This window comes from Mycobacterium sp. IS-1496, from assembly GCF_001499995.1.
Lineage (GTDB): Bacteria > Actinomycetota > Actinomycetes > Mycobacteriales > Mycobacteriaceae > Mycobacterium.
In genome coordinates this window covers 87,786-114,691 of the sequence record NZ_LQIU01000005.1, presented here as the reverse complement: position 1 = coordinate 114,691, position 26,906 = coordinate 87,786, and the positions used below count along the sequence as shown (strand labels likewise).

Sequence of the window (26,906 nt, the reverse complement as noted above, 5' to 3'; positions counted from 1 at the left end):
GGAAAACACCGGCCGAAGCCCTCAACCAACTACTGTCCAACCCACCAGCTGTTGCATCGACCGCTTGAAACCGCCGGCTGAGAACACGATCTCACCGCAGTCTCAACGGTGTGGTCGACAGGTCAGCGGGTGGTGACGTGGACGATGCGGTCGTCGTTGTCGTAGCGGACCGAGACGATGCTGGACTGGTCGAGCGGCTTGTTCATGCCCTGCTGGGTGACGCGGACCTGGTAGCCGCGGTCGTCGAGGGAGCTGATGGTGTCGGCGGCGTTGCCGGGTCCGGAGGGGGCGGCCTGGGCGGGGGCGGCGAAGGCCAGGAATCCGGTGGCCAGTCCGCCGGCGATGATGGTGGCGAATCCGAACTTGTTCATGTTCTTGCCTCTTCGTGTCCGTTCGGTCTGGAGGGATTTCCTGGCCGGTCTGACTGCATCAACCTGCAGGTCAGCGCCATCCATCCCGTTGGCAGTGATTGACCGACGGCTGGCAGGAACCGATCGCCGGGTCAGCGCAGCAGCGGATCGCGCGGCAGGCCGAGGATCCGCTCGGCGATCGTGTTGCGGGTGATCTCCGAGGTGCCGCCCGCGACCGTCATCGCGCGGTTGCCCAGGTAGGCGCGGGTCAGCAGCGGGGTCTGGCCGACCACGGCGGCGGCGCCCGCCAGATCCATGCCGAGTTCGGTCTGCCGCTGGCACTGTTCGGCGACCAGAAGCTTGGTGACGTTGCCCTCCGGGCCGGGTTCGGCACCGGCGATGGCCCGGAGGGCGCGACGCAGGTTGAGCAGCCGCAACGTGTGCGCCTCGGCGATCACCGCACCGGCGCGACGTACATGAGCGGCGGCGACGTCGGCGGGTGCGGCGTCGAGCAGTGCCACCAGGTCGTCGGCCGAGAAGCCGGTCGGCGCCCCGGAGCCGCCCCCGATGGAGATCCGTTCGTTGCCCAGCGTCGCGCGGGCCACCAGCCACCCGCGGTTGACGTCGCCGACCACGTCGGCGTCCGGCACGAACACGTCGTCGAAGAACACCTCGTTGAAGTGCGCGTCACCGGTGAGCCCGCGCAGCGGATTGACCGTCACCCCGTCGGCGGACATGTCGATCGCCATCATCGTCACGCCGGCGTGTTTGGGCGCCTCCGGATCGGTGCGCACCGTCGCCAGCCCCCACTGGCACAGGTGCGCCAGGCTGGTCCACACCTTCTGGCCGGTGACCCGCCAGCCGCCCTCGACCCGCTTGGCGGCCGTGCGCACCGCAGCGGCGTCGGATCCGGCGCCGGGTTCGGAGAACAGCTGACACCACATCACCTCGCCGCGCAGCACCGGTTCGACCCAGCGTTGTCGCTGGTCGTCGGTGCCGGCCTGGGCGATGGTCAGCGTGACCCACCCGGTGATCCCCATATCCGGGATGTCGACGTCGCGGAACTCCTCCTCGATGACCAGTTGTTCGAGTGGCCCGGCCGCCCGCCCCCACGGTTTCGGCCAGTGCGGCACCAGATACCCGGAGTCGACCAGGAAGTCGCGCCTGCGGTCGTCGGGCAACGCACGCCACTCCGCCGCCGCCTCACGCGCCGCCGCCCGGTACTCCTCGGCCTCGGCGGGCAGCGTGAACGAGGCGCCGCGGGCCCGGCCGTCGCGTTGGGCGTTCACGATGTCGGCCAGTGGATCGGATCCCTCGCCGAGCAGCGCGGCGAGCGAGCGTGCCCGCCGCAGGTACAGGTGGGCGTCGTGCTCCCACGTGAAGCCGATACCCCCGTGGAGCTGAATGTTGTTCTGCGCGAGGAACACCGACGCGCGGATGGCGTGCGATGCGGCGACCGCGGCGGGAAACCATGCGCTGTCGAGGTCGTCGGCCCGCGCGGCGTCCCACACGGCCGCGGTGGTCTGTTCCGCGTCGACGAGCATGTTCGCCGCGTGGTGCTTGACGGCCTGGAAGGTGCCGATGGTGCGGCCGAACTGCTCGCGCACCTTCGCGTACTCGACGGCCATGTCCAGGCACGCCCACCCCACCCCGGCCGCCTCGGCCGCGCCGAGGATGCGGAACACCGTCCGCGCGTGGCGGGCAGCCCCGGTCAACACCCGGGCGGGCGATATCCGCACATCACGGACGGTGACGGCGCCGATGGAGCGGGTGGTGTCGATCCCGTCGAGGGCGGTGACGGTGACGTCCGCCGCGTCGAGCACCACCACGTCGTCCCCGGCGACCAGGACCAGCAGGTCGGCGTCGGGCGCCCCGAGCACCGTGGGCGCCTCCCCGGCCACCGATCCGTCCGGACCGATGGTGAAGGTGCCGGTCAGACCCAGGGCGGCGACCGCGTCGCCGTTCGTCAGCGCTTGCAGCAGATCGGCCCGCACCTCGTCGCCGGCGCACCGGTCGAGCACCACCGAGGCCGCGACGGACGGCAGGAACGGGCCCGGGGTGAGTTCGCGGCCCTGTGCCTCCAGCACGATCGCCAGTTCGGCGAGTCCGAAGCCGGCTCCGCCGTACTGTTCAGCCACCGCCAGACCGGTCCACCCCAGGTCAGCGGCCGCGCGCCACAGATCGTCGGGGTGCGCCGGCCTCTTCTCGAGGGTGGCCCGGGCGGCTGCCCGTGACCCGGACCGGTCCAGCCGGCCGAGCGCCGATTCGGCGAGCGCGATGTGGTCGTCGGTGATCGCCAGGGCGGATTTGCGCACAGTTGGTCCTCTGATTTTTTTCGGCCGGATCGGCTGACGCTAACCCATAAGGGCCGGTCAGCACAGGTGTGAGCGACGTTACAAAATCGCTGTCGAAATGATGGGTAGACAACTTGGCGATCTTGTCGTTTGGGAATTCGCCACAGGGGTACAGTCGCGCCATGACGGTACGACCGGACACCCGGTATCCCGGTCCGACATTGTGGTCTCGCGCAAGGTGGTTGCTCAACGCCAAGCCGGCTGATCACATGCTCGCGATGAGCGTCGCCTCGGCTTCGCTGCCGGTCATCGGCAAGCATCTCGAACCCCTCGGCGCGCTGGCGGCGATGGGGGTGTGGGGTTACCGCCAGATGCCCGAGCTGCTCTCGGCGTCGGCCAAGTCGTGGTTCGACCCCGGTAACGCCGAAGTTCGCCAACGTGAGCGCGACCTGACCCACCAGGTCTCCGATCAGGCGCTGCGCGGAGTGGTTCCCGCCGCCGATCTGGCGATCGACTGGCCGGCGCCCGAGAAGGTGCCGCCGCTGTGGAAGACCTTCGAACACCGCCGCAACGTCCACAAGTCCTCGGTGCGCTACGGGCCGCTGCCCTCGCAACTGCTCGACGTCTGGCGTCCCAAGAAGCTTCCGACCGAACCGGCCCCGGTGTTGGTGTTCGTCCCCGGCGGCGCGTGGGTGCACGGCAGCCGCCTGCTGCAGGGATACGCGATGATGTCGCACCTGGCCGAAATGGGCTGGGTCTGCCTGTCCATCGACTACCGGGTGGCGCCGCACCACCCGTGGCCCGCCCACCTGCACGACGTCAAGACCGCGATCGCCTGGGCGCGGGCCAACGTGGACAAGTACGGCGGCGACCGCAATTTCGTCGCGATCGCGGGGTCATCGGCCGGTGGCCACCTCGCCGCGCTGGCCGGCCTGACGATCAACGACCCGGAGATGCAGTGTGAGCTGCCGGAGGGTTCGGACACCTCCGTCGACGCGGTGGTCGGCATCTACGGCCGCTACGACTGGGAGGACCGGTCCACCGCCGAGCGTGCCCGCTTCGTCGACTTCCTCGAACGAGTCGTGGTAAAGCGCAAGATCTCTCGGCATCCCGAACTGTTCCGTAAGGCATCGCCGATGGCGCAGGTGCACTCGGAGGCGCCGCCCTTCCTGGTCATCCACGGCAGCGGGGACAGCGTGATCCCGGTCTGGCAGGCCCGCAGCTTCGTCGAGAAACTCCGGGCGAAGTCGAGGTCGGTGGTCAGCTACATGGAACTGCCCGGCGCAGGACACGGTTTCGACATGATCGACGGCGCCCGAACGGGTTCGATGGCCACCGCAATCGGGTTGTTCCTCAACCAGATCCACAAGAACCGTACTCTGATCGGCGCGCGAGAGGTTATATAGACGCCTCGAGCAGGAGGAGGCGATTCGTGAAGCGGCTCAGTGGGTGGGATGCGTTCTTGCTGTACAGCGAGACGCCCACGGTGCACATGCACACGCTCAAGCTGGCGGTGATCCAGCTCGACGACCTGGGTGGCCGCAGCTTCGGCGTCGAGGAGTTCCGTCAGGTCATCCACAGCCGGCTCTACAAACTCGACCCGTTCCGCTACGAACTGGTCGACATTCCGTTCAAGTTCCACCACCCGATGTGGCGGGAGAACTGCGAGGTCGACCTTGAGTACCACATCCGCCCGTACCGGGTCGAAAGCCCAGGCGGGCGACGGCAACTCGACGAAGCGGTGGGCCGCATCGCCAGCACGCCGCTGGACCGCAGCAGACCGCTGTGGGAGATGTACTTCATCGAGGGGCTGGCCGACGGCAAGATCGCCGTGCTCGGCAAGATCCACCACGCACTTGCCGACGGCATCGCCTCGGCCAACCTGATGGCCCGCGGCATGGACCTGCAGCCCGGCCCGCAGCACGACCGCGACTCGTACGCCACCGACCCGGCCCCGAGCCGCGGAGAGCTGGTCCGCACGGCGTTCCGCGACCATCTGCGCCAGATCGGCAGGCTGCCGGCCAACTGGCGCTACACCGCCCAAGGCCTGCAAAGGGTTCGGCGGAGTTCCCGCAAACTCTCACCGGAACTGACCCGGCCCTTCACCCCGCCCCCGTCGTTCATGAACCACAAGGTCGACGGGGTCCGCAAATTCGCCACGGCCACACTGGCTCTCGCCGATATCAAGCAGACCGCCAAACACCTCGGGGTGACGCTCAACGATCTGGTGCTGGCCATCTCGGCCGGAGCGCTGCGGACGCTGCTGCTGCGCTACGACGGGAACGCCGACCACCCGCTGCTGGCATCGGTGCCGGTGAGCTTCGACTTCAACCCCGAGCGCATCTCGGGTAACTACTTCACCGGTGTCCTGGTGTGCATACCCGTGCAGATCGAGGATCCGCTGCAGCGCGTGCAGGAGTGCCACAACGCCGCGGCGTCGGCCAAGGAGAGCCACCACTTGATCGGCCCCGAACTGGTCAGTCGGTGGTCGTCGTACTTCCCGCCCGCGCCGGCCGAGGCGCTGTTCCGGTGGCTGAGCAACAAGGACGGTCAGAACAAGGTCCTCAACCTGCCGATCTCCAACGTGCCGGGCCCGCGTGAGCGGGGCCGCGTGGGGGGCGCCCTGGTGACCGAGATCTATTCGGTCGGCCCGCTGACCACGGGCAGCGGGCTGAACATCACCGTGTGGAGTTACGTCGACCAGCTGAACATCTCGGTGCTCTCCGACGGCGCGACCGTCGAGGACCCGCATGAGCTGACCGACGCCATGGTCGAGGCGTTCATCGAGATCCGTTCGGCGGCAGGCCTTTCCGATGATCTGACGGTGGTCGAGACCGCGATGGCGCCGTGAGGGGCGGTTCAGCGGCTCAGCGGTGCTGTGCGTGCACCCAGGACAGGAAGCGTTCGATCGCCCGAGCGGTGTAGTGCCCGCGCGGGGAACCGAAGAAGTCGAATGCGTGCTGGGCGTGCGGGATCTCCGAGTACGCGACCGGAGCCGTCGACACCTTGCGTAGTTCCTCCACGAACTCCCGGCCCTCCGGAACGGGGATGATCGAGTCGTCCTCGCCGTGCAGCACGAAGAACGGTGGTGCGTCCGGGTGCACCTTCGTGATGGGGGAGGCGTCGAGGTACTCGCGACGGTTGCCCCGGAACGGCTTCTTGACGACGAACTTCTGCAGGAACGCGATGAACTGCGGCCGGCCTTCCCCGTCGCCGGAGAACCAGTCGTAGCGGCCGTAGACCGGGACCGCGGCCCGCACCGACGTGTCGGCGTCGGCGAAGCCGGGTTGCCACTGCGGGTCGTTCTGGGTCAGCGCGGCGAGTGCGGTCAGATGCCCGCCGGCCGATCCGCCGGTGATCGCGACGAAATCGGGGTCACCGCCGTAGTCGGCGATGTTCTCCCGGATCCAGGCCAGCGCCCGTTTGACGTCGACGATGTGGGCCGGCCAGGTGTGGCGCGGGCTGATCCGGTATCCCATCGACACGCAGACCCAGCCGCGTTCGGTGAGGTGGCTGAGCAGCGGATAGGCCTGCGGGCGGCGCATTCCGATGGCCCACGCGCCGCCGGGCACCTGCAGCAGCACCGGGGCGCGGCCGTCGCGCGGGAGGTCACTGCGGCGCCAGATGTCGGCGGTGTTCGCCCGGTGCGGGCCGTACCGCACGGTGCCCTTCTTCTCCACGTACCGCCTGCGGGACCACCCGGTCCGGAAGATGCCGCCGCGACGGCGCGCGGGTTGGGACTCCGCCGCCACCGACGTGTAGTCCTCGCCGAGCGCCTCCCGGAGGCCGACCTCGAAATGCGGTTCGGACTTGATGTTTCGATGCTGGGTGAGCGCGAGCAGGCCCCAGGTGAGGATTTTGAGCACCAGTGCGGCGCGGCCGGTCGGGGTCCTGAAGTGCCCGCGCAGGCCCCGACGGACGGCGTCGAGCACCGAACCGGTCAGATACAGCGGGGCGAGTTCCGACGTCGGCCAGCCGAACGCGAACGTCGGTATGGTCACGTAACCCTTGCGGCCCAACGGCTGTACGGCGTTGGCGGCGTTGAGCAGTTCGGCGCTCGTGGCGAGCAGCGGCCTGGGCTTCGACAACACCCGCCTCGGCTTCGCGGTCTTGCGGGTCACGTAGTCGAGCACCGTGATGTCTCTGTGCACTGTGTGATTCGCCAGATTCTCTCGGACGTGCAAAATCGGTCCCCCGGGGGTAGCCGGTGCACGGGCGGTCGAAACGCGGTCAGCCCAGCACCGGGAAGCGACGCTCGGCGGCCAGCTCGTCGAGCGCCCGCTGCATGACGTGACGGACGTGGGCGTCGACCTCGTCGATGTCGGGTTCCTCGCCGAACTCCGCGGTGATGTCGATGGGCGGGAGCACCCGGGTGACGATCTTGGTGGGCAGCGGCAGGTTGACCGGCAGCACAGCGGAAAGGCCGAAGGGAAAGCCGAACGAGATCGGCAGGATCTTGGCCCGCAGCAACTTGTCCAGGCGGATCGTTTTGGCCAGCCACTCACCGCGGCTGAGGTAGAACTGGCTCTCCTGACCGCCGATGGACACGGTCGGCACCAGGGGCACGCCGGCGTTCAGCGCGGCCCGCACGTATCCGGTGCGCCCGCCGAAGTCGATCTTGGACTCGGCCAGCGTCGGCCGGTAGACGTCGTAGTCCCCGCCGGGGAACACGATCACCACGCCACCCGAGCTCAGCGCCTCGTCGGCGTTCTCGTGGTTGGCGCGGATGAAGCCGATCCTGGTGAAGAACTCGGCCGTCGGCCCCGTCATCAACAGGTCGTGCGACAGCGTGAAGACCGGCCGGTCGTAGCCGAACTGCTCGTAGAAGCCGGCGGCGAAGACCGGCACGTCCATCGCGAACAGGCCACCGGAGTGGTTCGACACGACCAGCGCGCCGCCCGCGGACGGGAACTCCTCGAGACCGCGCATCTCGGCGCGGTGGTAGGTCTTGAGCAGCGGTCGCAGCACGCCCATCACCCGTTCGGTGAAGGCCGGATCCCATTTCGCGATGTCCGACGACGGCACGGCTCTCCCCCTCGGGTCGAATTGAAACGTGTTCTAGTTTTATGGTACCCAGCCCAGCCGCGCTTTCCCAACCGCGCGCCTGGTTATCGAGCGGCCCCGGTGGGCACCCGTAGCGTATGGCTACCCGTGACGAACTCCCGCTGAAGGACTACGACCAGCTGGCGCTGCCCGATCTGCGGCACCGCATCCGGTCGCTCGACGAACCTCAGCTGCGGTCGTTGTTCGACCACGAGACCGAGCACGGCAACCGGATCCCGGTGCTCGAGGTGCTGCACGCCCGGCTCAAGGAACTGCACGGCGGGGCGGAGCCGTCGGGCGGTGACCAGTCCAACGCGCCAGGGGTGAGCGGCACCGCGGGCGGCTCGCGAGTCCAGGAATCGACCGCCGCCGAGGCCAGCACGCCGCTGCGTCACGGCGTCGCCAACCAGACGCCGTCGCGGGGCAAGCCCTGAGAGGCACGTAAGACTCTCGTCAGCACTCCTTGCGTTTGTAGCTACTACGGGCAGTGAATCTCACGGTCACCATCCGCCTGTTCCGCACCTCACCAGGAGTGACCATGAAAGTCTCCGCCCGTTCGTATCTCATCGCCGGTGTCTCCCTCGCCGGCGCGGGCCTGATCGTCGGCGGGTCCAACGCCCCCGTCCTGGACCCCACCCGGGCCGACGTCGCCGTCGCGCCGATGGCGGCCAGCACCACCGTCTCGCCGGTGAACGGACCCACGGTGGGATCCGCGGCGGCCGCCTCCGGATCGGTCACGGCGGCGTTCGTGGCGCCCGCGCCGGAACCGGACGTCTCCGCGCGGATCGCGCTTCCCGACGTCGGCGGCCTCGACCCCGAGGACGGCAGGCCGGGTATCCAGCTCAGCCTGCTCACCGGCACGCCCAACCTCGGCTACGGCAACGAGGGTCTGTTCAACGCCGGGGCCAACAACACCGGTGATTTCAACATCGGCGGCGACAACGACGGCGACTTCAACATCGGTACCGGCAACGTGGGCGACTTCAACATCGGCTACGACAACGACGGCGACTTCAACATCGGCGGCGACAACGAGGGCGACTTCAACGTCGGGTTCGACAACCGTGGCGGCGAGCGCAATTTCGGCGCGGGTAACACCGGTTCGTACAACGTGGGGTTCTTCAACACCGGCGAGTTCAACTTCGGAGTCGGCAACACCGGTGTCGGCAACGTCGGGTTCTTCAACACCGGCGACTACACCGTCGGCGCCTTCAACGTCGGCATCCGCTACGCCGGGAACCCGGGCATCAGCACCGGCCGCACCGCCGACACCGGCGACGAGGAGCCGAGCACCAGCGCGCTGAGGACCACGGCCGCCCAGGATGAGGACGACACCGGCGGCGAGGCCGTCACCCGGAGCGGCCGGAAGGCCGAAACGGGCGCCGCCGACAACGACGACAACGGTGGCGGCGACGGTGGCGACAGCGGCACCGCCAAGGCATCGGACACCAAGGACAACGGCGGCGGCGACGACGATTAGTCGACGACCACGCGGGTTAGCATCAGCCGCGTGAGCAACGAAGCCAACAGTGAAGACGTCGTCCTCGTCGAGCAGCGGGATCGCATCCTGGTGATCACCATCAACCGGCCCAGGGCCAAGAACGCGGTCGACGCCGCGGTCAGCCGGGGCCTGGCGGATGCGATGGACCGGCTCGACGGGGACGCCGGCCTCTCGGTCGGTGTCCTCACCGGTGCAGGTGGGAGCTTCTGCGCGGGAATGGATCTCAAGGCGTTCGCCCGCGGTGAGCGGGTCGACATCGAGGGCCGCGGGCTCGGTTTCACGGAGCGGCCGCCGGTCAAACCGCTGATCGCGGCCGTCGAGGGTTACGCGCTGGCGGGCGGCACCGAACTGGCGCTGGCCACCGACCTGATCGTCGCGTCCCGCGAATCGGCGTTCGGCATCCCCGAGGTCAAGCGCGGTCTGGTCGCCGGGGGCGGCGGGCTGCTGCGACTGCCGCAGCGCATCCCCTACGCGATCGCGATGGAACTCGCCCTCACCGGGGACAACCTGCCCGCCGAGCGCGCCCACGAACTCGGGTTGGTCAACGTGCTGGCCGAACCGGGCGGTGCGCTGGACGCCGCGCTCGCGCTCGCCGAGCGCATCACCGCCAACGGGCCGCTGGCCGTGGCCGCGACCAAACGCATCATCGTCGAGTCGCGCGGCTGGAGCCCGGAACAGCAGTTCGCCGAACAGATGAAGATCCTGATGCCGGTGTTCGCGAGCAACGACGCCCGAGAAGGGGCGGTCGCATTCGCGGAGAAGCGGCCACCGAGGTGGACCGGCAGCTGAGACACGTATTCACCGGCCACATCGCCGGGTTCGGGACCGAGGCAGGCGTGCGCATCGTCGTCGGCAGGTGGCAGACGTCGCCGCTCGGTGCGTTCACCGACGTGATGGTTCAGCAGCCCGACGAACAGCGCGTCCTGTTGGCCCCGGGCGACGCGGTGGCCGACTTCGTCGCCTCGACCTATCACTTCGACCGGGTCGAGGTGGGGCCGGTGGCCGCGACGCTGGAGAGCGACCGGTTGAGCGTGCGCAGCGCGGCACTCGACGTCGACGTGTCGATCGGGGGGCCCGCGCCGCTGGACCGGCTGCTGCGGCTGATCCCCGGCAGGCTCGCGACGGCGCCCTGGTGGCTGCGGGCCATCGACCCGGTGGCGTCGCGCCTGGTGCGCGGCGTGCACACCGCGGGCACGGCGGGCAACGGCCGACGGGAGTTCTACGGGGTGCGTCGCTCCCGCCGCATCACCGCGGTCACGGGCCGTTACCGGGATACGGATTTGATTGCGCTGCAACCACTTCGGCCGCCGGTGAACTTCGGCTTCGCCTCCGCGCCTGCCGCCCCGCAGCTCGTCTCGGTCACCACGACGATCGTCGAGACCGGTTGACGGGTTTTTCGAGGGCCGGTCGCGGGCACAGTGACGGCATGGACACGGTGAATCGACTCCGGCACGCCCAGCAGCGACTCTTCAAGGTGCAGCGGCGGCTGTGGCTGGCGCAGCTCGCGATGTGGCCGACGCTGATCGTCACCGGGGTGGCCGTCGCCGCCGGTGTGGTGTGGCTGCTGCGCAGACGCTCCGCCGGTGGCCGGCACGAACTGCCCGAGTCCCCCGGTGCGCACCGGGTCGAGACGGTCGCCGAACACGACGGGCAGGGCGTCATTCCGGAGTGAGCGCTCACATCCGCGCGTAGCGGGTGAGCGCGAAGCTGTACAGGCCGTAGGCGGCGAAACCCGCCGCGGCGACACCGATCAGCACCGAACCGGCCGGCATCTGCCCGAGCGCCTTGACCGCGCCGTCGAGTCCGGTGGCCTTCGACGGATCGGCCCGCACCGACGCCACGATCACCAGCACCCCGGCGACCGCGAGCACCAGGCCCTCCGCCACATGTCCCAATGCCCCGAGCACCGTGAGCAGCCGTCCACCGGAGATGTTGAGGTCGCCGCGGAATCGCCGCGACGCACCCTTGAACGCGAAGTAGCAGCCCACCGCGGTGATGCCGAGACCGATCAGCGCGAGCACCGCCTTGCCTTCCGGCGTGCGCATCAGCCAGGTGCTCAGGCCCACGCTCCGCTCGGCGCTGGAATCGCGGCTGCCGAGCGCGAACTGTACGGCCATCGCCGCCACCGCGGCGTACACGGCAGCCAGTCCGAGCGCCTTGAGCCGGTTGATCATCAGGAAGTCGTCGGGGTCCGGATTCGGCTCGTGGTGTTCGCCGGGATGCAGGCCGAGAACCGTCTCCGCCAGCCGCCACAGGGTCAGCGGCACCAGAGCCACCGCGACGCCCCACAGCGCGACGAACCCTCCCTTCGTCGCGGCGAGCGTGGCCAGCGCGCCGGACTGGTCCGCGTCGTCACCGTTGCCGGAGCCGATCGCGATACGGAAGATGATGTAGGCGATCAGCAGATGCAGCACGCCGTTGATCAGATAGCCAGTGCGCGCCGCGATCTGCGCCCCCCGATGGTTCGTCGCGACGCGAACCGCACCGGCGGCGCCGGTCTCGTCTGTCACCGCCGGTGGACTCCGCTCAGTACCCGCGTGGCCGGCGACGCGACCGGAAGGCGTCCTTGACCTTCTCTCCGGCGTCCTTGAGATGTGCGATCCGCTCGTCGCCACGGCCCCGCGCCCGCATGTTGGGATCGCCGACCGCGCCGCCGGCGCCCGCCCGCATCCGGCCCTGCAGTTGCTGCAGCTTGTTCCTCGCCTTACCGCTGAAGCCCATGTCGTTGCCCCTCGTATCTCGGTGTCCCGGTAGTCGAGACGCTCGAGGAGGGGTTACCCGTTCCGGCGCATCGGCATCGCGGAAAATCGGGCGAGGTTGACCTCAACCACTCTTGAGGTCACACCATGGAGTCATGACCGACACCGCGGCGTACCTCACCAGGATCGGCCACCGGGGCACGGCGGACCCGACGCTCGAGACCTTGCGGGCGCTGATCGCCGCACACAACCGGTCCATCCCGTTCGAGAACCTCGACCCGCTGCTGGGCACACCGGTCGCCGATCTCGGCGCGGACGCCCTGACCGACAAGCTCGTGTACCGGCGGCGCGGCGGCTACTGCTACGAGCACAACGGGCTGATGGGTTACGTGCTCGAGGATCTGGGCTTCGGCGTCGAGCGGATCGCCGGGCGGGTGGTGTGGATGCGCCATGACGACGCACTGCCCGCCCAGACCCACCAACTGTTGGTGGTGACGGTGCCGGACACGGTCGGCCGCTTCCTCGTCGACGTCGGCTTCGGCGGCCAGACGCTGTCCTCGCCGCTGCGCTTCGAGACCGGCGTCGAACAGCGCACCAGACACGAGCCGTACCGGATCCGCGACCACGGCGATGGTCACGTCCTGGAGTCGCTCATCCGGGGCGAGTGGCGTCCGCTGTACCTGTTCACCGACCGGCCGCAGCCGCTGATCGACCTCGAGGTCGGCAGCTGGTACGTCTCCACCCATCCCGCTTCGGTGTTCGTGGTGGGCCTGACCGCCGCGCTGGTCACCGACGAGGCCCGGGTCAACATGCGGGGCCGTCACCTCACGGTGCACCGCGCCGAGGGCAGCGAGCAGACCAGGTTCGACACCGCCGCGCAGGTGCTCGACGCGCTCACCGAGCGGTTCGGCATCGACGTGACCGACCTCGGTGACCGCGCCGACGTCGAGCAGCGCATCCACGAGGTCCTCGACAGCTGACTACGGCGCGACCAGCACATCCCATGGATTGCCCGCCGACAGCGCGAGCCGCCCCAGTTCGCGGGCGTGCCGCGCGGGTGAGCCGAAATCGTCGACCCAACCGCGGGCCCGCATCGTCGACAGCCACAGCGGGTGCTCGACGGTCACCCCGATGGCCCCGTGCAGCTGATGGGCGATCGTCGTGACCGGTTCGACGGCGCGCCCGACGGTCACCTTGGCCACCGTCACCGCGTAATCCGTTGCGGGCGCGCCGAATCCGTACTGGGCCGCCGCCGCGACGGCGAGGTCCGTGGTGGCACGGGCGCGTTCGATCTCGCCGGCCATCGCCGCGAGTGCATGCTGGACGGCCTGGAACCTGCTCAGCGCCCGGCCGAACTGGACCCGCTCCCTGGTGTGGGCGGCGGTCAGGTCGGCGGCGGCGTCGAACGCACCGATGGTCTGAACGCACCGCGCCCACGCACCCCGCCGCATCAGCTCGTCGGCCAACGCGACATCCACCCGCGCACAGGCGTTCTCGGGGACGTCGACGCCGACCTCACCGCGGGGCTCACCCGCCAGATCCACCCCGTCGGTGATCGCGGGGTCGTCGAGCACGGTGACCTGAAGGCCTCCATCCGTCCGCACCGCGGCGACGACCGTCGCATCGCGCGGCCACGGCACCCGGCGCGCTGTCCCGGTGACCCGTCCGTCGCGTACCACGCCGTCGCACGCGGCGACGGTCAGCGGACCCGACGCGGGGACGTCGAGGCCGGCCGCACCGGCCAGCCATGCGGCCAGCAGATCGGTCTCGGCCACCGGGACGGCGGCGCTGCGCCGCGCGAGGCCGGCCAGCACGATCGCCGACTCCGCGGGTCCGGCGTCCTCGGCGGTGGTCAACCGGCTCAGCCCGGTCTCCTCGAGGTGCCGCCACAGATCGGCGTCGAAGGTCTCCGGGCGGGTGCGCTGACCCATCCGCGCGTCGTACGAGCGACGCGCGAGATCGTCGACCAGATCGCGTAATTCGTCGCTCATCTGCTTCCTCGGCTCTTCGCGCAAGCGCTCATCGCACCCCCAACCCGCGGGCGACCACTCCCCGCAACACCTCATTCGTCCCGCCGCGCAGCGTGAACAACGGGGAGTGCAACCGGCCCGTCGCCAGCAGTCCGCGCAACCGGTCGGCCTCGGGCGCGTCGTCGTCGAGGTAGGCGAGCAGATCGGCGACGATCTCCACGGACTCCTGTTCGAAGCGGGTGCCGAGATCCTTCACCAGCGCCGCCCTGGTGTTCGCGTCGCGCCCCGCGGAGAGTTCGCGGGCCACGGAGATCGACAGCTGGCGCAACGACACCATCCGCGCCATCAGGTCGCCCACCTCGGCGGCGGTGCGGTCGTCGACGTCGCCGCGACCGAGGGCGGCCACCGCCTCGAACACCAGCGTCGCCGTCGACAGAATCCGTTCCGGGCCGCTGCGCTCGAACCCGAGTTCGGCCGTCACCTGGTGCCAGCCGTTCCCGATCTCGCCCAGCACATCGGCATCCGGGACGAACACCCCGCCGAACAGCACCTCGTTGAAGTGGTGTTCGCCGTTCATCAGCACGATCGGGCTGATCGTCACCCCGGGTGCGTCGGTCCGGACGATGAACTGGCTGAACCCCGCGTGCCGGTGGTCGGGGTCGACCGGAGCGGTGCGCGCCAGCACCACGACCTGGTCGGCGACGTGGGCTCCGCTGGTCCACACCTTCGTCCCGTCGATCCGCCAGCCGCCGTCGACCTGCGTGCCGCGGGTGGCCACCGCGGCGAGGTCCGAACCGGCGCCGTGCTCGCTCATCCCGATCGCCGAGGACAACCGGCCCGCGGCGATGCGGGGCAGCAGGCGTCGGCGCTGGTCCTCCGTGCCGTACGCCAACAGTCCGGGCGCCACCTGGCGGTCGGCGATCCAGTGCGCGGCCACCGGTGCACCGTGCGCCAGCAGTTCCTCGGTCACGACGTAGCGGTGCAGATGCCCCAGGCCGTGTCCGCCGTACTCGGTGGGGATGGTCAGCCCGACGAACCCGGCCTCGGCCAGCCGCACGCTGAACGCCGGGTCCCACGCCGCCAGCCAGCAGTCGACGGCGGGCTGCCAGCCGTACGCCGCGCGATCGGCGGCCAGGAACTCCCGGATCGACGTCCGCAGCGTCGCCAAATCGTCGTTGTTGGCGCACAGCGCCTCGAATTCACTCACTGGCGGTGAAGTGTAGTGAGCACGCACGCAGCAGGAATCGTCATGTCCCTCTGGGCGGGCGGCGACCATACTCGGATCCGTGAGTGAGCACGCCACGACGCCGGCGCGGCGCGACCGGTTACGCGAACTGCTCGACGCCGTCGTCGACGCGTCCAACGCCGAGGTGGGCGACATGGCGCGCAGCAGCTACGCCTCGGAGTTCCACTTCTCCCGAGAGGTGCGCCGGCTCACCGGCGAACCACCGGCCGCGTTGCGCCGACGGATCATGCTGGAACGCGCGGCCTGGCGGCTGCGCTGCGGCGAGACCGTCGCTTCTGTGGCCGCCGATGAGGGCTGGTCGTCGCCCGAGGTGTTCTCCCGGGCCTTTCGCCGGACGTTCGGCGTGCCGCCCTCGCGCGCCGGCGACGTCGGGTTCCGGGTGCCCGCACCCAACGGACTGCACTTCCATCCGCCGCAGTCGCTCTGGCTCGACGGCGACGGCACCGATAAGGAGCCCGACCCGAGCCGGCTCATGGTGGCCCACGACATCGCCGACACGGCCCACCTCATCGACCGCGCCCGGCTGTTGAGCGACGGGCAGTGGCGCCAGGAGGTGTCACCCGGTCAGGTGGTGCTGCACTGGGACGGCCCGGAACCCAGTGTGGGCGCCGTGCTGGGTGCGCTGGTATGGACCAAGGAGGTGTGGCTGGCCACCATCGAGGGCCGCGACTTCCCCGCGCGTGACGGATCCCTGACGGCCGACGAACTCGCCGCCCGGCACGCGGACATCGGAAGCCGTTGGGTCGCCATGGTTTCGGAGTATTCGTCGGCTGGACGGATGGGTGACACCGTGATCGACGCGCTGTGCGATCCGCCCGAGTCGTTCCAGCTCCACGGCATCGTCGCGCACGTCCTGACGTTCTCGGCGCATCGACGCGGCCTGGCCCGGTCCATGCTCGCCGCACTGGGCGTGCCGACGGAACAGGGAGATCCGCTGGACTGGATGAGGAGGCACTGAGTTGGCGACCGTGTACTACACCGCGTCGAGCCTGGACGGCTACATCGTCGACGGCGACGACAGCCTGGACTGGCTGATGTCCCGCGACATCGACCCCGAGGGACCGTTCCACTACGACGCGTTCGTCGAGACCGTCGGCGCGCTGGTGATGGGGGCGGCCACTTACGAGTGGATCGTGAAGAACGAACCAGGCGAATGGATGTACTCGCAACCGACCTGGGTGGTGACCCACCGTCCGCACATCGTCGCCGCCGGGCACCCCGTGCAGACCTTCGCCGGGGATGTGACCGAACTGCATGCGACGCTGGTGGCTGCGGCCGGCGGCAAGCACGTGTGGGTGGTCGGCGGAGGTGACCTGGCCGCGCAGTTCGTCGCCGCGGGTCTGGTCGACGAGATGATCGTCAGCTATGCGCCGTGCACACTCGGGGGTGGTTCGCGCGTCCTTCCGGTGCGGTCGGAGTGGCGACTCGTCGAGTCGGCGGTCAATCGCGAATTCGTCTGTGCGCGTTGGCGGGTGGCGTGAACCGATCAGTTGGTGCCCGTGGGTATGCCGTTGCGGCGGATGAATTCTCGTGATTTGAGCAAGAATTCGAGCTGGGTGTGCACCTGGCGCAGCGGGTCCAGGTCGCGGGTGGCGCGGCACAGCACGACGGCGCCCTCGAGCGCGGCGATACTCGTGATGGCCAGCGACGCGGCCTCGGCCTGCTCGCATCCGTCGACCTCGAAGGCGCGGGTCAGCGCATCGCGCCAGTGGCCGAAGATCGCCCCGGCGACGGTGGTGAGTTGCGGTCCGTCCTCGGATGAACCGATCGCCGCGGCGACCACCGGACAGCCCGCGGTGAAATCGCTGTCGGCCAGGACGCGGTCCCAGAATTCGACGAAGCGGTTCACCAGGTGCAGGCCGCCCTTGGTGGCGGCCTCGTCGATCAGCGAGGTGATCGACTCCCCGGCGAACTGCAGGGCCTCGGAGACGATCTGGTTGCGGCCCTCGGGGAAGTGGTAGTAGACGCTGCCGCGCGGTGCGCCGCTGCGCTGCAGCACCTCGTCGATGGTGACGCCGGCCGCGCCGCGCTCGCGGAGCACCTCGGCGGCGCCGATGAGCATGTTGGTGCGCGTGGAACCGCGCTTGGTGGAGGTCTTCATCAACTCTCGGTCAGGCGACACGGGACGGGCGCTGCGGCGTCGCTCGCCAGGCGAGCCCGCGCGGGGAGAGCAGGAGGCGGCGTCGACGCGGTAGGTGATGGACGAACCGCAGACCGGCGATGTTGAGCTCGACCACCCACATGACGTGCCTCTTTCTCTATGACGAAAAGCATAGAACAGGTCAGAAAATGGCACAACCTGCCACCTGCGCACCCGGGATTGGCGTCCGAATATGAGTGTGTGCATAATGATCTCCGGCGCCCGCCCCGGCGGCCCCGGGGCGAGCGCCACACCAACTTCAGCAGCCGCGAAAAGGGCTCCCACCCGCAGGTGGGAGCCCTTTTTTCGGTCGTGGACTACTCCGGGGTGTAGCCGAACGGCAGCAGCGTGCTCTTGGCCTGGCAGTACTGTTCGATGCCCTCGGGGCCGTTCTCGCGGCCGATGCCGGAGTTCTTGTAGCCGCCGAACGGCGCACCCGGGTCGAATGCGTACATGTTCACCGCATAGGTGCCGGTGCGGATCTTGCTCGCCACCTCGAGCGCCTTCTTGTTGTCCGTGGTCCAGACGCTGCCCGCGAGCCCGTACACCGAGTCGTTGGCGATGCGGATCGCGTCGTCCTCGGTGTCGTAGGGGATCACCGCGAGCACCGGTCCGAAGATCTCCTCCTGGGCGATGGTCATCGAGTTGTCGACGTCGGCGAACACCGTCGGCTGCACGAACCACCCGCTGTCGAGCCCGTCGGGACGGCCGCCTCCGGTGACCACCCGGGCGCCCTCCTCCTTGCCCTTGGCGATGTAGCTCTCCACGCGTTCACGCTGCTTCTCGCTGATCAGCGGTCCGATGGCGGCGTTCGGATCGTCGGGCAGGCCGACGGGCATCGCGGCCACGAAGTTCGCGAGCTTCTCGACCAGTTCGTCGTAGCGCGACCGCGGCGCGAGAATGCGGGTCTGGGCGACGCAGGCCTGACCGGAGTTCATCACCCCGGAGAACGCGAGCATCGGCAGCGTCGAGTCCAGGTCGGCGTCCTCGAGGACGATCGCGGCCGACTTGCCGCCCAGTTCCAGCGTGCACGGCTTGAGCCTCTCGGCGGCCAGCTTCCCGATCTCCTTGCCGACCGCGGAACTGCCGGTGAAGGTGTACTTGTCGATCTCGGGATTGGCGGTCAGCGCGCGTCCGGTCTCCGGGCCGCCGGGCACGATCGAGAGCACGCCCTCGGGCAGTCCGGCCTCGAGGAACATCTGCGCCATCGCGAACACCGACAGCGGCGTCTCGGCGGCGGGTTTGAGCACGATCGTGCAGCCGGCCAGCAGCGCCGGGCCGAGCTTGTTGGCGGCGAGGAAGAACGGCACGTTCCAGGCGGTGATCGCGCCCACCACGCCGATCGGCTCACGGGTGACCAGCGTCTGGCCGTAGATGCCGTCGCGGATCTCGCTCCACTGGAACTTGTCGGCCGCGCCGGCGTAATAGGTGAACGCCGACATCGCCGCCCCGTACTGCATGATGTCGACGATCGTCTGGGGCTGACCGGTCTCAGCGGCGAGCAGGTACTTGAGTTCGGCGCCGCGCTCCTCCATGAGTTTCACCGCGGCGCCGAGCACGGCGGCGCGCTCCTCGGGCGACATCCTCGGCCACGGCCCCTCGTCGAAGGCCTTGCGCGCGGCGGCGCATGCGGCGTCGACGTCGGCCTCGGCCGCCATCGGAACCTGACCGACCTTCTCGCCCGTGGCGGGGGAGAAGACGTCGATCACCTCGTCGGTCGACGGTTGCACCCACTGGCCGCCGATGAAGAGCTTGTCCCACGTCGTCTTGTGAGCTGTCTGCACGGTCTGTGTCATGGACGTCACACTACCGACTGGACGGGGAAACGAGAACCTGTTGCAGTCAGGGCCGCAGGACCAGCACCTGATTGCTCACGACGAACTCCCGCAGACCTGGCACGGCGTCGGTCCACCACGCCCATCGCGGGTGGTAGCGGGGGAATGCGGCGATCAGGGCGCCGGTGCTCGCCGCCCACTCGAGGCCGTCCCGCGCGGTGACCGCGAACAATGACGAACCGTAGTCGTTCTTCGGCCGGTGTCCGTGTCTGCGGGTGTACCGCTCGGCGGCCCGGGCGCCGCCCAGGTAGTGGGTCAGGCCCATCTCGTGGCCGCCGAAGGGCCCCAGCCAGACGGTGTAGGACAGTACGGCGAGGCCCCCGGGCCGGGTGACGCGCAGCATCTCGTTGCCCAGTCGCCAGGGGTGACGGACGTGTTCGGCGACGTTCGAGGACAGGCACACATCGACGCTGCCGTCAGCAAAGGGCAATGACATACCCGAGGCGCGCACGTACCTGGCGGATCCCGCAGTGGCCGCGGGGCCGGCGTGCATCTCCCGCGGGTCCGGCTCGACGCCGACGTAGTCCATCCCCCGGCGGGCGAAGGCGGCGGCGAAGAACCCGGGGCCGCCGCCGACGTCGAGCACCGTGCGGCCACCCGGCGTCGTCCCCGTCGCGCCCTGCCAGAGGTCGGTCACCATCGCGGCGGTGTCGTCGGCCAGCGCGCCGTAGAACCGGGGCGGATCGGACTGCTCGAAGCGGAATTCGCGGAGCAACCGGACCGACCGGGACAGCGTCGCCCGTCGCGCGAACAGCGTGGTGGCGGACACGCGACCGACCCTACGCAGCCGCCGGGCCGGCGGAGAAAAGCTCGAGGCGTTCGCCGCGGGGTAGGCCGGTTAGGCTGTCGGGCGATGTCTGCGCCCCCGCTTCGTTCCGTCCTGCTGCTGTGTTGGCGGGACACGGGGCATCCGCAGGGCGGCGGAAGCGAGATGTACCTGCAGCGGATCGGTGAGCAGTTGGCCGCGTCCGGAGTGCGGGTCACGCTGCGGACGGCCCGCTACGACGGGGCCGCGCGCCGCTCGGTGGTCGACGGGGTCCACATCAGCCGCGGCGGTGGTCGGTACTCGGTGTATCCGTGGGCGCTGCTGGTGATGGCGCTGGCGCGGATGGGTCTCGGTCCGCTGCGCGGGGTGCGCCCCGACGTCGTCGTCGACACCCAGAACGGGGTGCCGTTCCTGGCACGGTTGGTGTACGGCCGGCGGGTGGCGGTGTTGGTGCACCACTGCCATCGGGAGCAGTGGCCGGTGGCCGGGCGGCTGTTCGGACGGATCGGGTGGTTCGTGGAGTCGACGGTGTCGCCGCGGGCGCACCGTCGCGCGCAGTACGTGACGGTGTCGTTGCCGTCGGCGCGGGATCTGACCGATCTCGGGGTGGACGCGGGCCGGATCGCGGTGGTGCGCAACGGGCTCGACGAGGCGCCGGCGTCGACGTTGGCCGAACCGCGTTCGGCGACACCGCGGATCGCGGTGCTGTCGCGGCTGGTGCCGCACAAGCAGATCGAGGACGCGCTGGATGCGGTGGCCGCGCTGCGCCCGATCATCCCGGATCTGCACCTCGACGTGCTCGGGGGTGGTTGGTGGCAGCAGAAACTCGTCGACCACGCCCGGTTGGCCGGGATCTCGGATGCGGTGACGTTCCACGGCCACGTTGATGACGTGACGAAGCACCTTGTGCTGCAGCAGAGTTGGGTGCATGTGTTGCCGTCACGCAAGGAGGGCTGGGGCCTCGCGGTGACCGAGGCGGGGCAGCATGGTGTGCCGACGATCGGGTACCGCTCGTCGGGGGGGTTGACGGATTCGATCGTCGACGAGGTGACGGGGCTGCTGGTGGACGACCGGGTGGAGTTGGTCTCGGCATTGGAGCGGCTGCTCGGTGACCATGTGCTGCGGTCGGAGCTCGGCGCCAAGGCGCAGGCGCGCAGCGTGGAGTTCTCGTGGCGGCAGACCGCTGCGGCGATGCGGTCGGTCTTCGAGGCGATGCTGGATGGGCGTTTCGTCAGCGGCGTCGTCTGACCTCGTCTGTCACATCTGCACCGAACTCCGGGCGGTGTGTGCGGCTGGAATTCGCTATCGCCGGTGATATCCAATTCGAGAGGGACATGCCCTTCCGGCGCGCTGCGGCGCCTCAGCGGAGCCCGCGCACCCTGCCGATGACCCCGACCGCCGATGCGCCGACCCACAACCCCAGCCACGCGGCGTGTGCCGCGATCAGCAACCCCCGATCCGGCGAGCCCGGGCGGTCCCCGCCGACCCGGTACACCGCCAGCTCGTCGTCGCGGTACGCGACCGGCAGATCCAGTGCGGCGCCGCCGGATTCGACCACCACCCAGCCCACCCCGGCGTCAGCCAACTCCGCCACCGGCGCCCCCCGCATGACGAGGTCCTGTACCGCCCGTGCGCGCACGCCCTCGCCGGGGACCGTCTCCCCGCCGATCACCAGGTCACCGGTGCTCAACACGTCGGCGCGCACCCAGCGCGGCAACGGATCGAGCACCGGCGCCTCGCCTGCCCACGCGAACTGACGCATACTGTCCGGCGGCAGCACCGCCACTGGCCGCGGATCGGCGTTGATCACCGCCGCCGCGGCCGCCCACCCGGGCGGGTACTGCACCGCCCGCAGCTGTCCACCCACGCCGAACGCCAGATCCGGCAGTACCGCGATCAACGCCGCACAGCACACCGCACCCGACACCGCCGGAGACACCCGCCGCAGCGCCGGCACCACACCCGCCCCGGCGACGGCGTAACCGGGCAGCGCCAACGCCACCCATTTCTGCCCGTCCCGCAGCACGCCGAGCCCCGGCAGCGCCCGCACCGTGTGCTCGAGCACCGCGAGTCCCGGACCCGTGGCCATCAGCGCGGGAAGGACCACCGCGGCCGCGGCGAGGACCAGCAGGGGCAGAGCCCCGGGCCGCCGCCGCACCACCGACACCCCGGCGGCCAGCACCGCGAGCAGCACGGCCGTCGCCACCACCGCGAATACCGTTGTGCGCGAGCCCGGTACCGCATCGGCGTTCCAGATGCCGCCGAGCCCGGCCAGGCTGCCCAGCGTTCCGAGGCCCGGCTCGGCCCGCGCCGCGAACGCAGGCAACCCCGCGGCAGGCGACACGGCCAGCGACCCGGACACCGCCGCCGCGACCAGCCACGGCAGGGCGCTCACCACCGCCGCTGCGAGCGCCGCGCCCAGCACGGCGACCCGACGGCGGCCCTCACCCGGCGCGCACACCGAGACCGCCGCGACCACCGCAGCGAGCAGCAGCCCGGTCGGGGTCAACCCGGCCACGGCGATCCAGAACGGCAGCGGCCACCACGGACCGGACCCGTCGCGCAGCCGCAGCACCGCATGCGCGACCCACGGCAGGCAGCCGTACCCGACCAGCAGGCTCCAGTGCCCCTGCAGCAGGCGTTCGGCGACGTAGGGATTCCACACCGCGACGGTGACCGCCACGCACTGCCCGGCCACGCCCGCCTCGGGCACCACCGTCGACGCCAGCCGTGCCGCACCCCATCCGGCCAGCCACAGCCCGGCCACCAGCAGCGCCTTGACCACCACACCGCCGTCGAGCACCTGCGACGCCAGGGCCATGAAGAAGTCCTGCGGCAGCGCGCGGGGCGCCGCCTCGGAGAGGCCCAGCGCCGCATCGGACAGATACGACCGCGGCGTCGACACCGCATCGCGCAGCAGCAGGTAACCAGGCGCAAGCAGCGGCGCGGTCACGATCAGCGACAGCGCCAGCGCGTAGACCGGCGGGAGGTGGCGGGAGATCAGACCGGTCTGTCGGGCGGTAGATCGGTCGGCCGCTGGGCCGGCAGTTTCTCGGTCTTGGCCTCGGCGCCCGGCACCGGTTCACCGGCGTCGTCGCGCTGGAAGAACCCGTGGTCGGCCTCGTCGAGTCCCGGATCGATCAACGCCGACTCCGCGCGCAGGCTGAACGATCCGAGCAAGGCGCCGCCCACGAGCAGCACCAGTCCGACCGCCGTGAAGGTGATCGGCAGGATGCGGCCCCACAGCGCGACGCGGTCGCGTTCACTGCGGGCGCTGGCCACCTGGGACTCGACCGACTCCTCGTTCGTCGTGATCCGGTAGTCCGCGAACGTCACCTCGGGCCGCAGGGCGTCCCGCGCGTAGTAGTGGTAGGCGTGCTCGTCGGATTTGACGATGGTGCCCGACACCGGATCCACCCACAGCGTGCGCTCGGCGGCGTAGAACCGGCTCATCGTGATCGGCTCTTCCGGATCGCCCTCGACACCCCACAGCGCGGCGCGAGCGGTGACCTGGGCGTCGGCGTCGTCTTCGTACAGTGAGGCGTACTTCACCGGTTCGACCAGCTTGCCCTCGGCGTCGTATCCGACGTTCTGGGTGAACTTCAGGGTGGTCAGGCCGTTGACGTCCTCTTCGCCGTCGTAGTTCGCGTCGAAGGCCTTCTGGGCGATCGGGTCGAACAGCGGGTAGGTCTTCTTCTCCGTGTCGAACGGGAACCGGTAGGTCAGCCCTTCGTGCGGCAGCGCGATGTTGGTCGGCGGCTGGTCGTCCTCGATGGCCCGCGGTTTCTGCACCGCGCCACCCGGATTGCTCTCGCTCGACACCGCCATCGCCGATGACCGGTCCATGGTCACGGTGTCGACCATCGCCAGCAGCAGACCGTTGTCCTGCTGCTTGTCGGTGCGCCGAAGCGAGCTGCCGACCTGCAGGGTGACCACGTCCGCGTTCGACGGCGACTCCACGGTGATCTGCTGCTGGAACGACATCGGGATGTCGCGGTCCACGACGAAACGCTCGCCCAGCAGCGACGCCGGATCGAAGGCCGTGCCGGTTCCGTCGCTGACCAACGTCGTGTCGATGTCGAGCGGAACCTTGGCGATCTTGCCCTTGGTATAGGTGGACAGCAACAGCGCGGCGATCAGTAGGGCAGCACCGAGCCCCATGAGTCCGCACGCCGCGATCCGCAGCGCCACTGCGCGGTTCAAACCGTGCCTCCTTCGGCTCGGGCCGGCAAAACCCGTTTGACCCTAACAGCAGACATTAAGGCGGAACTTACTGGAGACCGGCGAGGCCTTCCCCGCCCGAACCAACCCGCCGCGCTGGCACACTGGTCGCCGTGACGAGCAGCCAGGAGATCGGCGGGACGCGGTCGTTCCTGCCCGCCGTCGAAGGCATGCGCGCCTGCGCGGCCATCGGCGTCGTCGTCACCCACGTCGCATTCCAGACCGGGCACACCAGCGGGGCCGACGGCCGGTTCTTCGGACGGTTCGACCTGGCGGTCGCGGTGTTCTTCGCGCTGTCGGGTTTCCTGTTGTGGCGCGGCCACGCCGCCGCGGCGAGGGGGCTGCGGACCGCCCCGCCGACCGCCCACTACCTGCGCTCGCGCATCGTCCGCATCATGCCGGGCTACCTGGTCGCGGTCGTCATCATCCTGGCCTTGTTCCCGGACACCGATCCGGACCTGACCGTGTGGCTGGCCAACCTGAGCCTGACGCAGATCTACGTTCCGCTCACCCTGACCGCGGGACTGACCCAGATGTGGAGCCTGTCGGTCGAGGTCAGCTTCTATCTGGCGCTGCCCCTGCTGGCCCTGCTGGCGCGCCGCGTGCCCGTCCGGGCGCGCATCGCCGTCATCGCCGCGGTCGCGGTGGCCAGCCTGTTCTGGGTCTACATCCCGTCGGACCCCGACTCAGGCCACAACCTGTGGAACTGGCCGCCCGCCTTCTTCTCCTGGTTCGCCGCGGGCATGGTGCTGGCGGAACTGACCGTCACACCGGTCGGGTGGGCTCACCGGTTGGCGCGCCGACGCGTCCTCATGGCGCTGATCGCGGTGCTGGCCTTCACGGTCGCCGCCTCACCGCTGGCCGGCCGGGAAGGTCTGCAGCCGGGCACCATCGGCCAGGTCATCCTCAAGACGGCGATGGGTGCCGTGGTGGCCGGTGCGCTGCTGGCACCGCTGGTGCTCGACCGGCCGGACACCCCGCACCGGATACTGGGCAGCCGAGTGATGGTGACGCTCGGTCGCTGGTCCTACGGGCTGTTCGTCTGGCATCTCGCCGCGCTGGCGATGGTGTTCCCGATGGTCGGGGAGTTCGCCTTCAACGGCCACATGCCGCTGGTGCTGACGCTGACGCTGGTGTTCGGCTTCGCGCTCGCCGCGGTCAGTTACGCGCTGGTGGAAAGCCTTTGCCGCGAGGCGTTGCGGCGCTGGGAGTTCCGCCGCGCCACCCCGGTGCACCGGGCGCCGCCGCTGGACAGTGCGGTCAACGACGTGCCCGAGCCGATCTCGCGATGACCTCGGCGCGTACGGCGGAGCGGCGCGCCTTGCCCGCGTCGTCACGCAGCGGATGGTCGCTGAACTCGACGGTGCGCGGCACCTTGTAGCCGGCCAACCGCTCGGCGACGAACGCCGCCACCGCCGCCTCGTCGAGCGACGACCCCGCGAGCGGCTGCACGAGCGCGTAGGGAACCTGGCCCAGGTCGTCATCGGGTACGCCGACGACGAGGCACGACAGCACCTCCGGATGCGCCGACAGCGCCGATTCGATCTCGGCCGGGTAGACGTTGCGACCGCCGACGGTGAACATGTCGACGCGCCGGTCGTTGAGATAGAGGAAGCCGTCCTCGTCGAAGTATCCGAGGTCGCCGAGCGAGTCCCACCCGTCGCGGCTCTTCGCGGTGCTGCCGATGTAGCGGTAGGTCGGGGCGGCGCCCGGCGAGCGGCGCATGTAGATCTCACCGACGACGCCGGGCGGGCAGGGGTTGCCGTCGTCGTCGAGCACCGTCATCTCCCCGGCCACCACGGTGCCGACCGACCCGCGGTGGGTCAGCCACTGCTCGCCGGAGATGAACGTCAGCGCCTGTAACTCGGTGCCGCCGTACAGTTCCCACAGCGCCTGCGGGCCGAGGATGTCGATCCAGGCCTCCTTGACCGCGGGCGGGCACGGCGCGCCGACATGCCAGAACCGCCGGATCGACGACAGGTCGTAGGCATCGGGATCGGCCCGGTAGACCGGCAGCAGGCGCTGCATGATCGTGGGCACCGTGGTCAGGAACGTCACCCGGTGCTCGGTGACCAGGCGCAGGAACTCGTGCGGATCGAACCGGGGCATCACCACCACGTGGTGGCCCATCAGCAGCCCGATCGCGAACGTGGTGAACCCGGTGTTGTGGCTCAACGGCACCGACACCAGGTTGACGTCGCCCTCCTCGGCGCCCAGCGGCAGACCGATCGCCGACGGCACCCGGCTGTCGTTACCGGCCTCGATGAGCTTCGGCCTGCCGGTGCTCCCGCCGGAGGCCATCGACTTCCACACAGGTGAGACGGCCTCCGGCAGCGGCTCGGCCGGCAACGCCGGATCCGGCACGAAATCAGCAGGCACACTAGGGCATACACCGTTGGGGTCGGTGCGCCCGACGAGCAGGGCGGGCGGCCGAAGCGCCAGCAGGCCGGCCAGCTCGGCGTCGGGCAGCCGGGCGGACAGCGGCTGCGGCACCGCGCCGAGTTTCCACGCCGCGAGCACCGCCTGTACCCACTCGATCGAGTTGGGCAGCAGTACCGTCACGTAATCACCCTGTCGCACACCGAGTTCGGCGTATGCGCGGGCCAGGCGGTTGGTGGTCGCGTCGAGTTCACCGCGGGTGACGGTGCGGCCGGCGCAGGTGAACGCCGGCGCGTCGGGATCGCGCGAAGCCAGATGCGAGAACCGGGTCCCGATCGGCGGTACGCCGACGACCACGTCGGCAGCGGTGTTCAGCTGTGGCACAGGCCCGATGCTAGGGCTGCGGCCGCGTGCGGTGTCGGCGTTTGATGGGATCGGGCGCGATGCGGCCTCGCACCGGCC

Annotated in this window: 27 protein-coding genes; 12 read left to right on the top strand and 15 right to left on the bottom strand. The window is 69.9% G+C overall.

The features are described 5' to 3' along the window. Window positions 1–122: 122 nt before the first annotated feature. Together AU195_RS04275 and AU195_RS04270 are read right to left on the bottom strand one after the other, a co-directional pair. Window positions 123–371, bottom strand: coding sequence for a hypothetical protein (locus AU195_RS04275; RefSeq protein ID WP_059157816.1), 249 nt, complete (start codon window positions 369–371; stop codon window positions 123–125). Window positions 372–502: 131 nt separating this feature from the next. Next, window positions 503–2,665, bottom strand: a complete 2,163-nt coding sequence (locus AU195_RS04270; protein ID WP_059157815.1) for an acyl-CoA dehydrogenase family protein — start codon at window positions 2,663–2,665, stop codon at window positions 503–505. A 161-nt stretch (window positions 2,666–2,826) separates the two neighbouring features. On the opposite strand from AU195_RS04270, the gene AU195_RS04265 reads away from it, so the two are divergent. Beyond that, on the top strand, window positions 2,827–4,050 hold the full coding sequence (locus AU195_RS04265) for an alpha/beta hydrolase (RefSeq protein WP_059157814.1): 1,224 nt from the start codon (window positions 2,827–2,829) through the stop codon (window positions 4,048–4,050). Window positions 4,051–4,076: 26 nt separating this feature from the next. Then, window positions 4,077–5,495: a WS/DGAT/MGAT family O-acyltransferase gene (locus tag AU195_RS04260; RefSeq protein WP_059157813.1), complete on the top strand. Its 1,419-nt coding sequence runs from the start codon at window positions 4,077–4,079 to the stop codon at window positions 5,493–5,495. A gap of 16 nt (window positions 5,496–5,511) precedes the next feature. Here the strand turns inward: AU195_RS04260 and AU195_RS04255 are convergent, their stop codons facing one another. Continuing rightward, window positions 5,512–6,732 (bottom strand): alpha/beta hydrolase, encoded by a 1,221-nt coding sequence (locus tag AU195_RS04255; RefSeq protein WP_059157831.1) that lies wholly within the window; start codon window positions 6,730–6,732, stop codon window positions 5,512–5,514. A 142-nt stretch (window positions 6,733–6,874) separates the two neighbouring features. After that, window positions 6,875–7,618, bottom strand: a complete 744-nt coding sequence (locus tag AU195_RS04250) for a lysophospholipid acyltransferase family protein (protein ID WP_059157830.1) — start codon at window positions 7,616–7,618, stop codon at window positions 6,875–6,877. A 167-nt stretch (window positions 7,619–7,785) separates the two neighbouring features. On the opposite strand from AU195_RS04250, the gene AU195_RS25605 reads away from it, so the two are divergent. The 5 genes from AU195_RS25605 (at window position 7,786) to AU195_RS04225 (ending at window position 10,860) form a co-directional block, all read left to right on the top strand. Next, complete coding sequence (locus tag AU195_RS25605; protein ID WP_059157812.1) at window positions 7,786–8,121, top strand: DUF8129 domain-containing protein; 336 nt, start codon at window positions 7,786–7,788, stop codon at window positions 8,119–8,121. A gap of 104 nt (window positions 8,122–8,225) precedes the next feature. Continuing rightward, window positions 8,226–9,167, top strand: coding sequence for a pentapeptide repeat-containing protein (locus AU195_RS04240; protein WP_059157829.1), 942 nt, complete (start codon window positions 8,226–8,228; stop codon window positions 9,165–9,167). Between the two features lie 30 nt (window positions 9,168–9,197). Next, window positions 9,198–9,977, top strand: coding sequence for a crotonase/enoyl-CoA hydratase family protein (locus AU195_RS04235; protein ID WP_059157811.1), 780 nt, complete (start codon window positions 9,198–9,200; stop codon window positions 9,975–9,977). After that, window positions 9,974–10,576, top strand: coding sequence for a hypothetical protein (locus tag AU195_RS04230; protein WP_059157828.1), 603 nt, complete (start codon window positions 9,974–9,976; stop codon window positions 10,574–10,576). The genes AU195_RS04235 and AU195_RS04230 overlap by 4 nt, the downstream gene beginning before the upstream one ends. A gap of 38 nt (window positions 10,577–10,614) precedes the next feature. After that, window positions 10,615–10,860 carry a hypothetical protein gene (locus AU195_RS04225; RefSeq protein ID WP_059157810.1) on the top strand — a complete coding sequence of 82 codons (246 nt, stop codon included), beginning with the start codon at window positions 10,615–10,617 and terminating at the stop codon, window positions 10,858–10,860. Window positions 10,861–10,864: 4 nt separating this feature from the next. Here the strand turns inward: AU195_RS04225 and AU195_RS04220 are convergent, their stop codons facing one another. Then, entirely contained in the window at window positions 10,865–11,698 is an 834-nt protein-coding gene (locus AU195_RS04220; RefSeq protein WP_059157809.1) for a DUF1206 domain-containing protein, read from the bottom strand. A gap of 16 nt (window positions 11,699–11,714) precedes the next feature. Further along, complete coding sequence (locus AU195_RS04215) at window positions 11,715–11,909, bottom strand: CsbD family protein (RefSeq protein WP_059096717.1); 195 nt, start codon at window positions 11,907–11,909, stop codon at window positions 11,715–11,717. A 133-nt stretch (window positions 11,910–12,042) separates the two neighbouring features. Between AU195_RS04215 and AU195_RS04210 the strand changes: the two genes are divergently transcribed. Continuing rightward, on the top strand, window positions 12,043–12,867 hold the full coding sequence (locus tag AU195_RS04210) for an arylamine N-acetyltransferase family protein (RefSeq protein ID WP_059157808.1): 825 nt from the start codon (window positions 12,043–12,045) through the stop codon (window positions 12,865–12,867). Here the strand turns inward: AU195_RS04210 and AU195_RS04205 are convergent, their stop codons facing one another. Together AU195_RS04205 and AU195_RS04200 are read right to left on the bottom strand one after the other, a co-directional pair. Further along, window positions 12,868–13,878 (bottom strand): acyl-CoA dehydrogenase family protein, encoded by a 1,011-nt coding sequence (locus AU195_RS04205; protein WP_059157807.1) that lies wholly within the window; start codon window positions 13,876–13,878, stop codon window positions 12,868–12,870. A gap of 28 nt (window positions 13,879–13,906) precedes the next feature. Further along, the gene (locus AU195_RS04200; RefSeq protein ID WP_059157806.1) at window positions 13,907–15,064 is read right to left on the bottom strand and encodes an acyl-CoA dehydrogenase family protein; all 1,158 of its coding nucleotides are present in this window, start codon (window positions 15,062–15,064) and stop codon (window positions 13,907–13,909) included. A 79-nt stretch (window positions 15,065–15,143) separates the two neighbouring features. On the opposite strand from AU195_RS04200, the gene AU195_RS04195 reads away from it, so the two are divergent. Further along, window positions 15,144–16,061 (top strand): helix-turn-helix domain-containing protein, encoded by a 918-nt coding sequence (locus AU195_RS04195; RefSeq protein ID WP_059157805.1) that lies wholly within the window; start codon window positions 15,144–15,146, stop codon window positions 16,059–16,061. A gap of 1 nt (window position 16,062) precedes the next feature. Continuing rightward, window positions 16,063–16,584 carry a dihydrofolate reductase family protein gene (locus AU195_RS04190; RefSeq protein ID WP_059157804.1) on the top strand — a complete coding sequence of 174 codons (522 nt, stop codon included), beginning with the start codon at window positions 16,063–16,065 and terminating at the stop codon, window positions 16,582–16,584. A 5-nt stretch (window positions 16,585–16,589) separates the two neighbouring features. Here AU195_RS04190 and AU195_RS04185 read toward each other — a convergent pair whose 3' ends face one another. The 4 genes from AU195_RS04185 to AU195_RS04175 all read right to left on the bottom strand — a co-directional run bounded on the left by AU195_RS04185 (window position 16,590) and on the right by AU195_RS04175 (window position 19,847). After that, window positions 16,590–17,204 (bottom strand): TetR/AcrR family transcriptional regulator, encoded by a 615-nt coding sequence (locus tag AU195_RS04185; RefSeq protein ID WP_286149120.1) that lies wholly within the window; start codon window positions 17,202–17,204, stop codon window positions 16,590–16,592. A gap of 10 nt (window positions 17,205–17,214) precedes the next feature. After that, window positions 17,215–17,346, bottom strand: coding sequence for a hypothetical protein (locus AU195_RS26110; protein WP_286149119.1), 132 nt, complete (start codon window positions 17,344–17,346; stop codon window positions 17,215–17,217). A gap of 214 nt (window positions 17,347–17,560) precedes the next feature. Then, complete coding sequence (locus AU195_RS04180; protein WP_059157803.1) at window positions 17,561–19,039, bottom strand: aldehyde dehydrogenase; 1,479 nt, start codon at window positions 19,037–19,039, stop codon at window positions 17,561–17,563. Window positions 19,040–19,085: 46 nt separating this feature from the next. Further along, on the bottom strand, window positions 19,086–19,847 hold the full coding sequence (locus AU195_RS04175; RefSeq protein ID WP_059157802.1) for a class I SAM-dependent methyltransferase: 762 nt from the start codon (window positions 19,845–19,847) through the stop codon (window positions 19,086–19,088). Between the two features lie 84 nt (window positions 19,848–19,931). On the opposite strand from AU195_RS04175, the gene AU195_RS04170 reads away from it, so the two are divergent. Continuing rightward, window positions 19,932–21,092: a glycosyltransferase family 4 protein gene (locus AU195_RS04170; protein WP_059157801.1), complete on the top strand. Its 1,161-nt coding sequence runs from the start codon at window positions 19,932–19,934 to the stop codon at window positions 21,090–21,092. 112 nt (window positions 21,093–21,204) lie between these two features. Here AU195_RS04170 and AU195_RS04165 read toward each other — a convergent pair whose 3' ends face one another. Then, window positions 21,205–22,845 (bottom strand): MmpA family trehalose lipid delivery protein, encoded by a 1,641-nt coding sequence (locus AU195_RS04165; protein ID WP_502687313.1) that lies wholly within the window; start codon window positions 22,843–22,845, stop codon window positions 21,205–21,207. Further along, complete coding sequence (gene pgfA / locus AU195_RS04160) at window positions 22,845–24,047, bottom strand: cell envelope lipid trafficking protein PgfA (protein ID WP_059157799.1); 1,203 nt, start codon at window positions 24,045–24,047, stop codon at window positions 22,845–22,847. Before pgfA ends, AU195_RS04165 begins: the two co-directional genes overlap by 1 nt. 131 nt (window positions 24,048–24,178) lie before the next feature. Here pgfA and AU195_RS04155 point away from each other — a divergent pair, with 131 nt between their 5' ends. Continuing rightward, on the top strand, window positions 24,179–25,357 hold the full coding sequence (locus AU195_RS04155; RefSeq protein WP_059157798.1) for an acyltransferase family protein: 1,179 nt from the start codon (window positions 24,179–24,181) through the stop codon (window positions 25,355–25,357). Here the strand turns inward: AU195_RS04155 and AU195_RS04150 are convergent. Then, window positions 25,326–26,801, bottom strand: a complete 1,476-nt coding sequence (locus AU195_RS04150; protein ID WP_059157826.1) for an AMP-binding protein — start codon at window positions 26,799–26,801, stop codon at window positions 25,326–25,328. The two genes, AU195_RS04155 and AU195_RS04150, sit on opposite strands and share 32 nt — an antisense overlap. Window positions 26,802–26,906 lie beyond the last annotated feature (105 nt).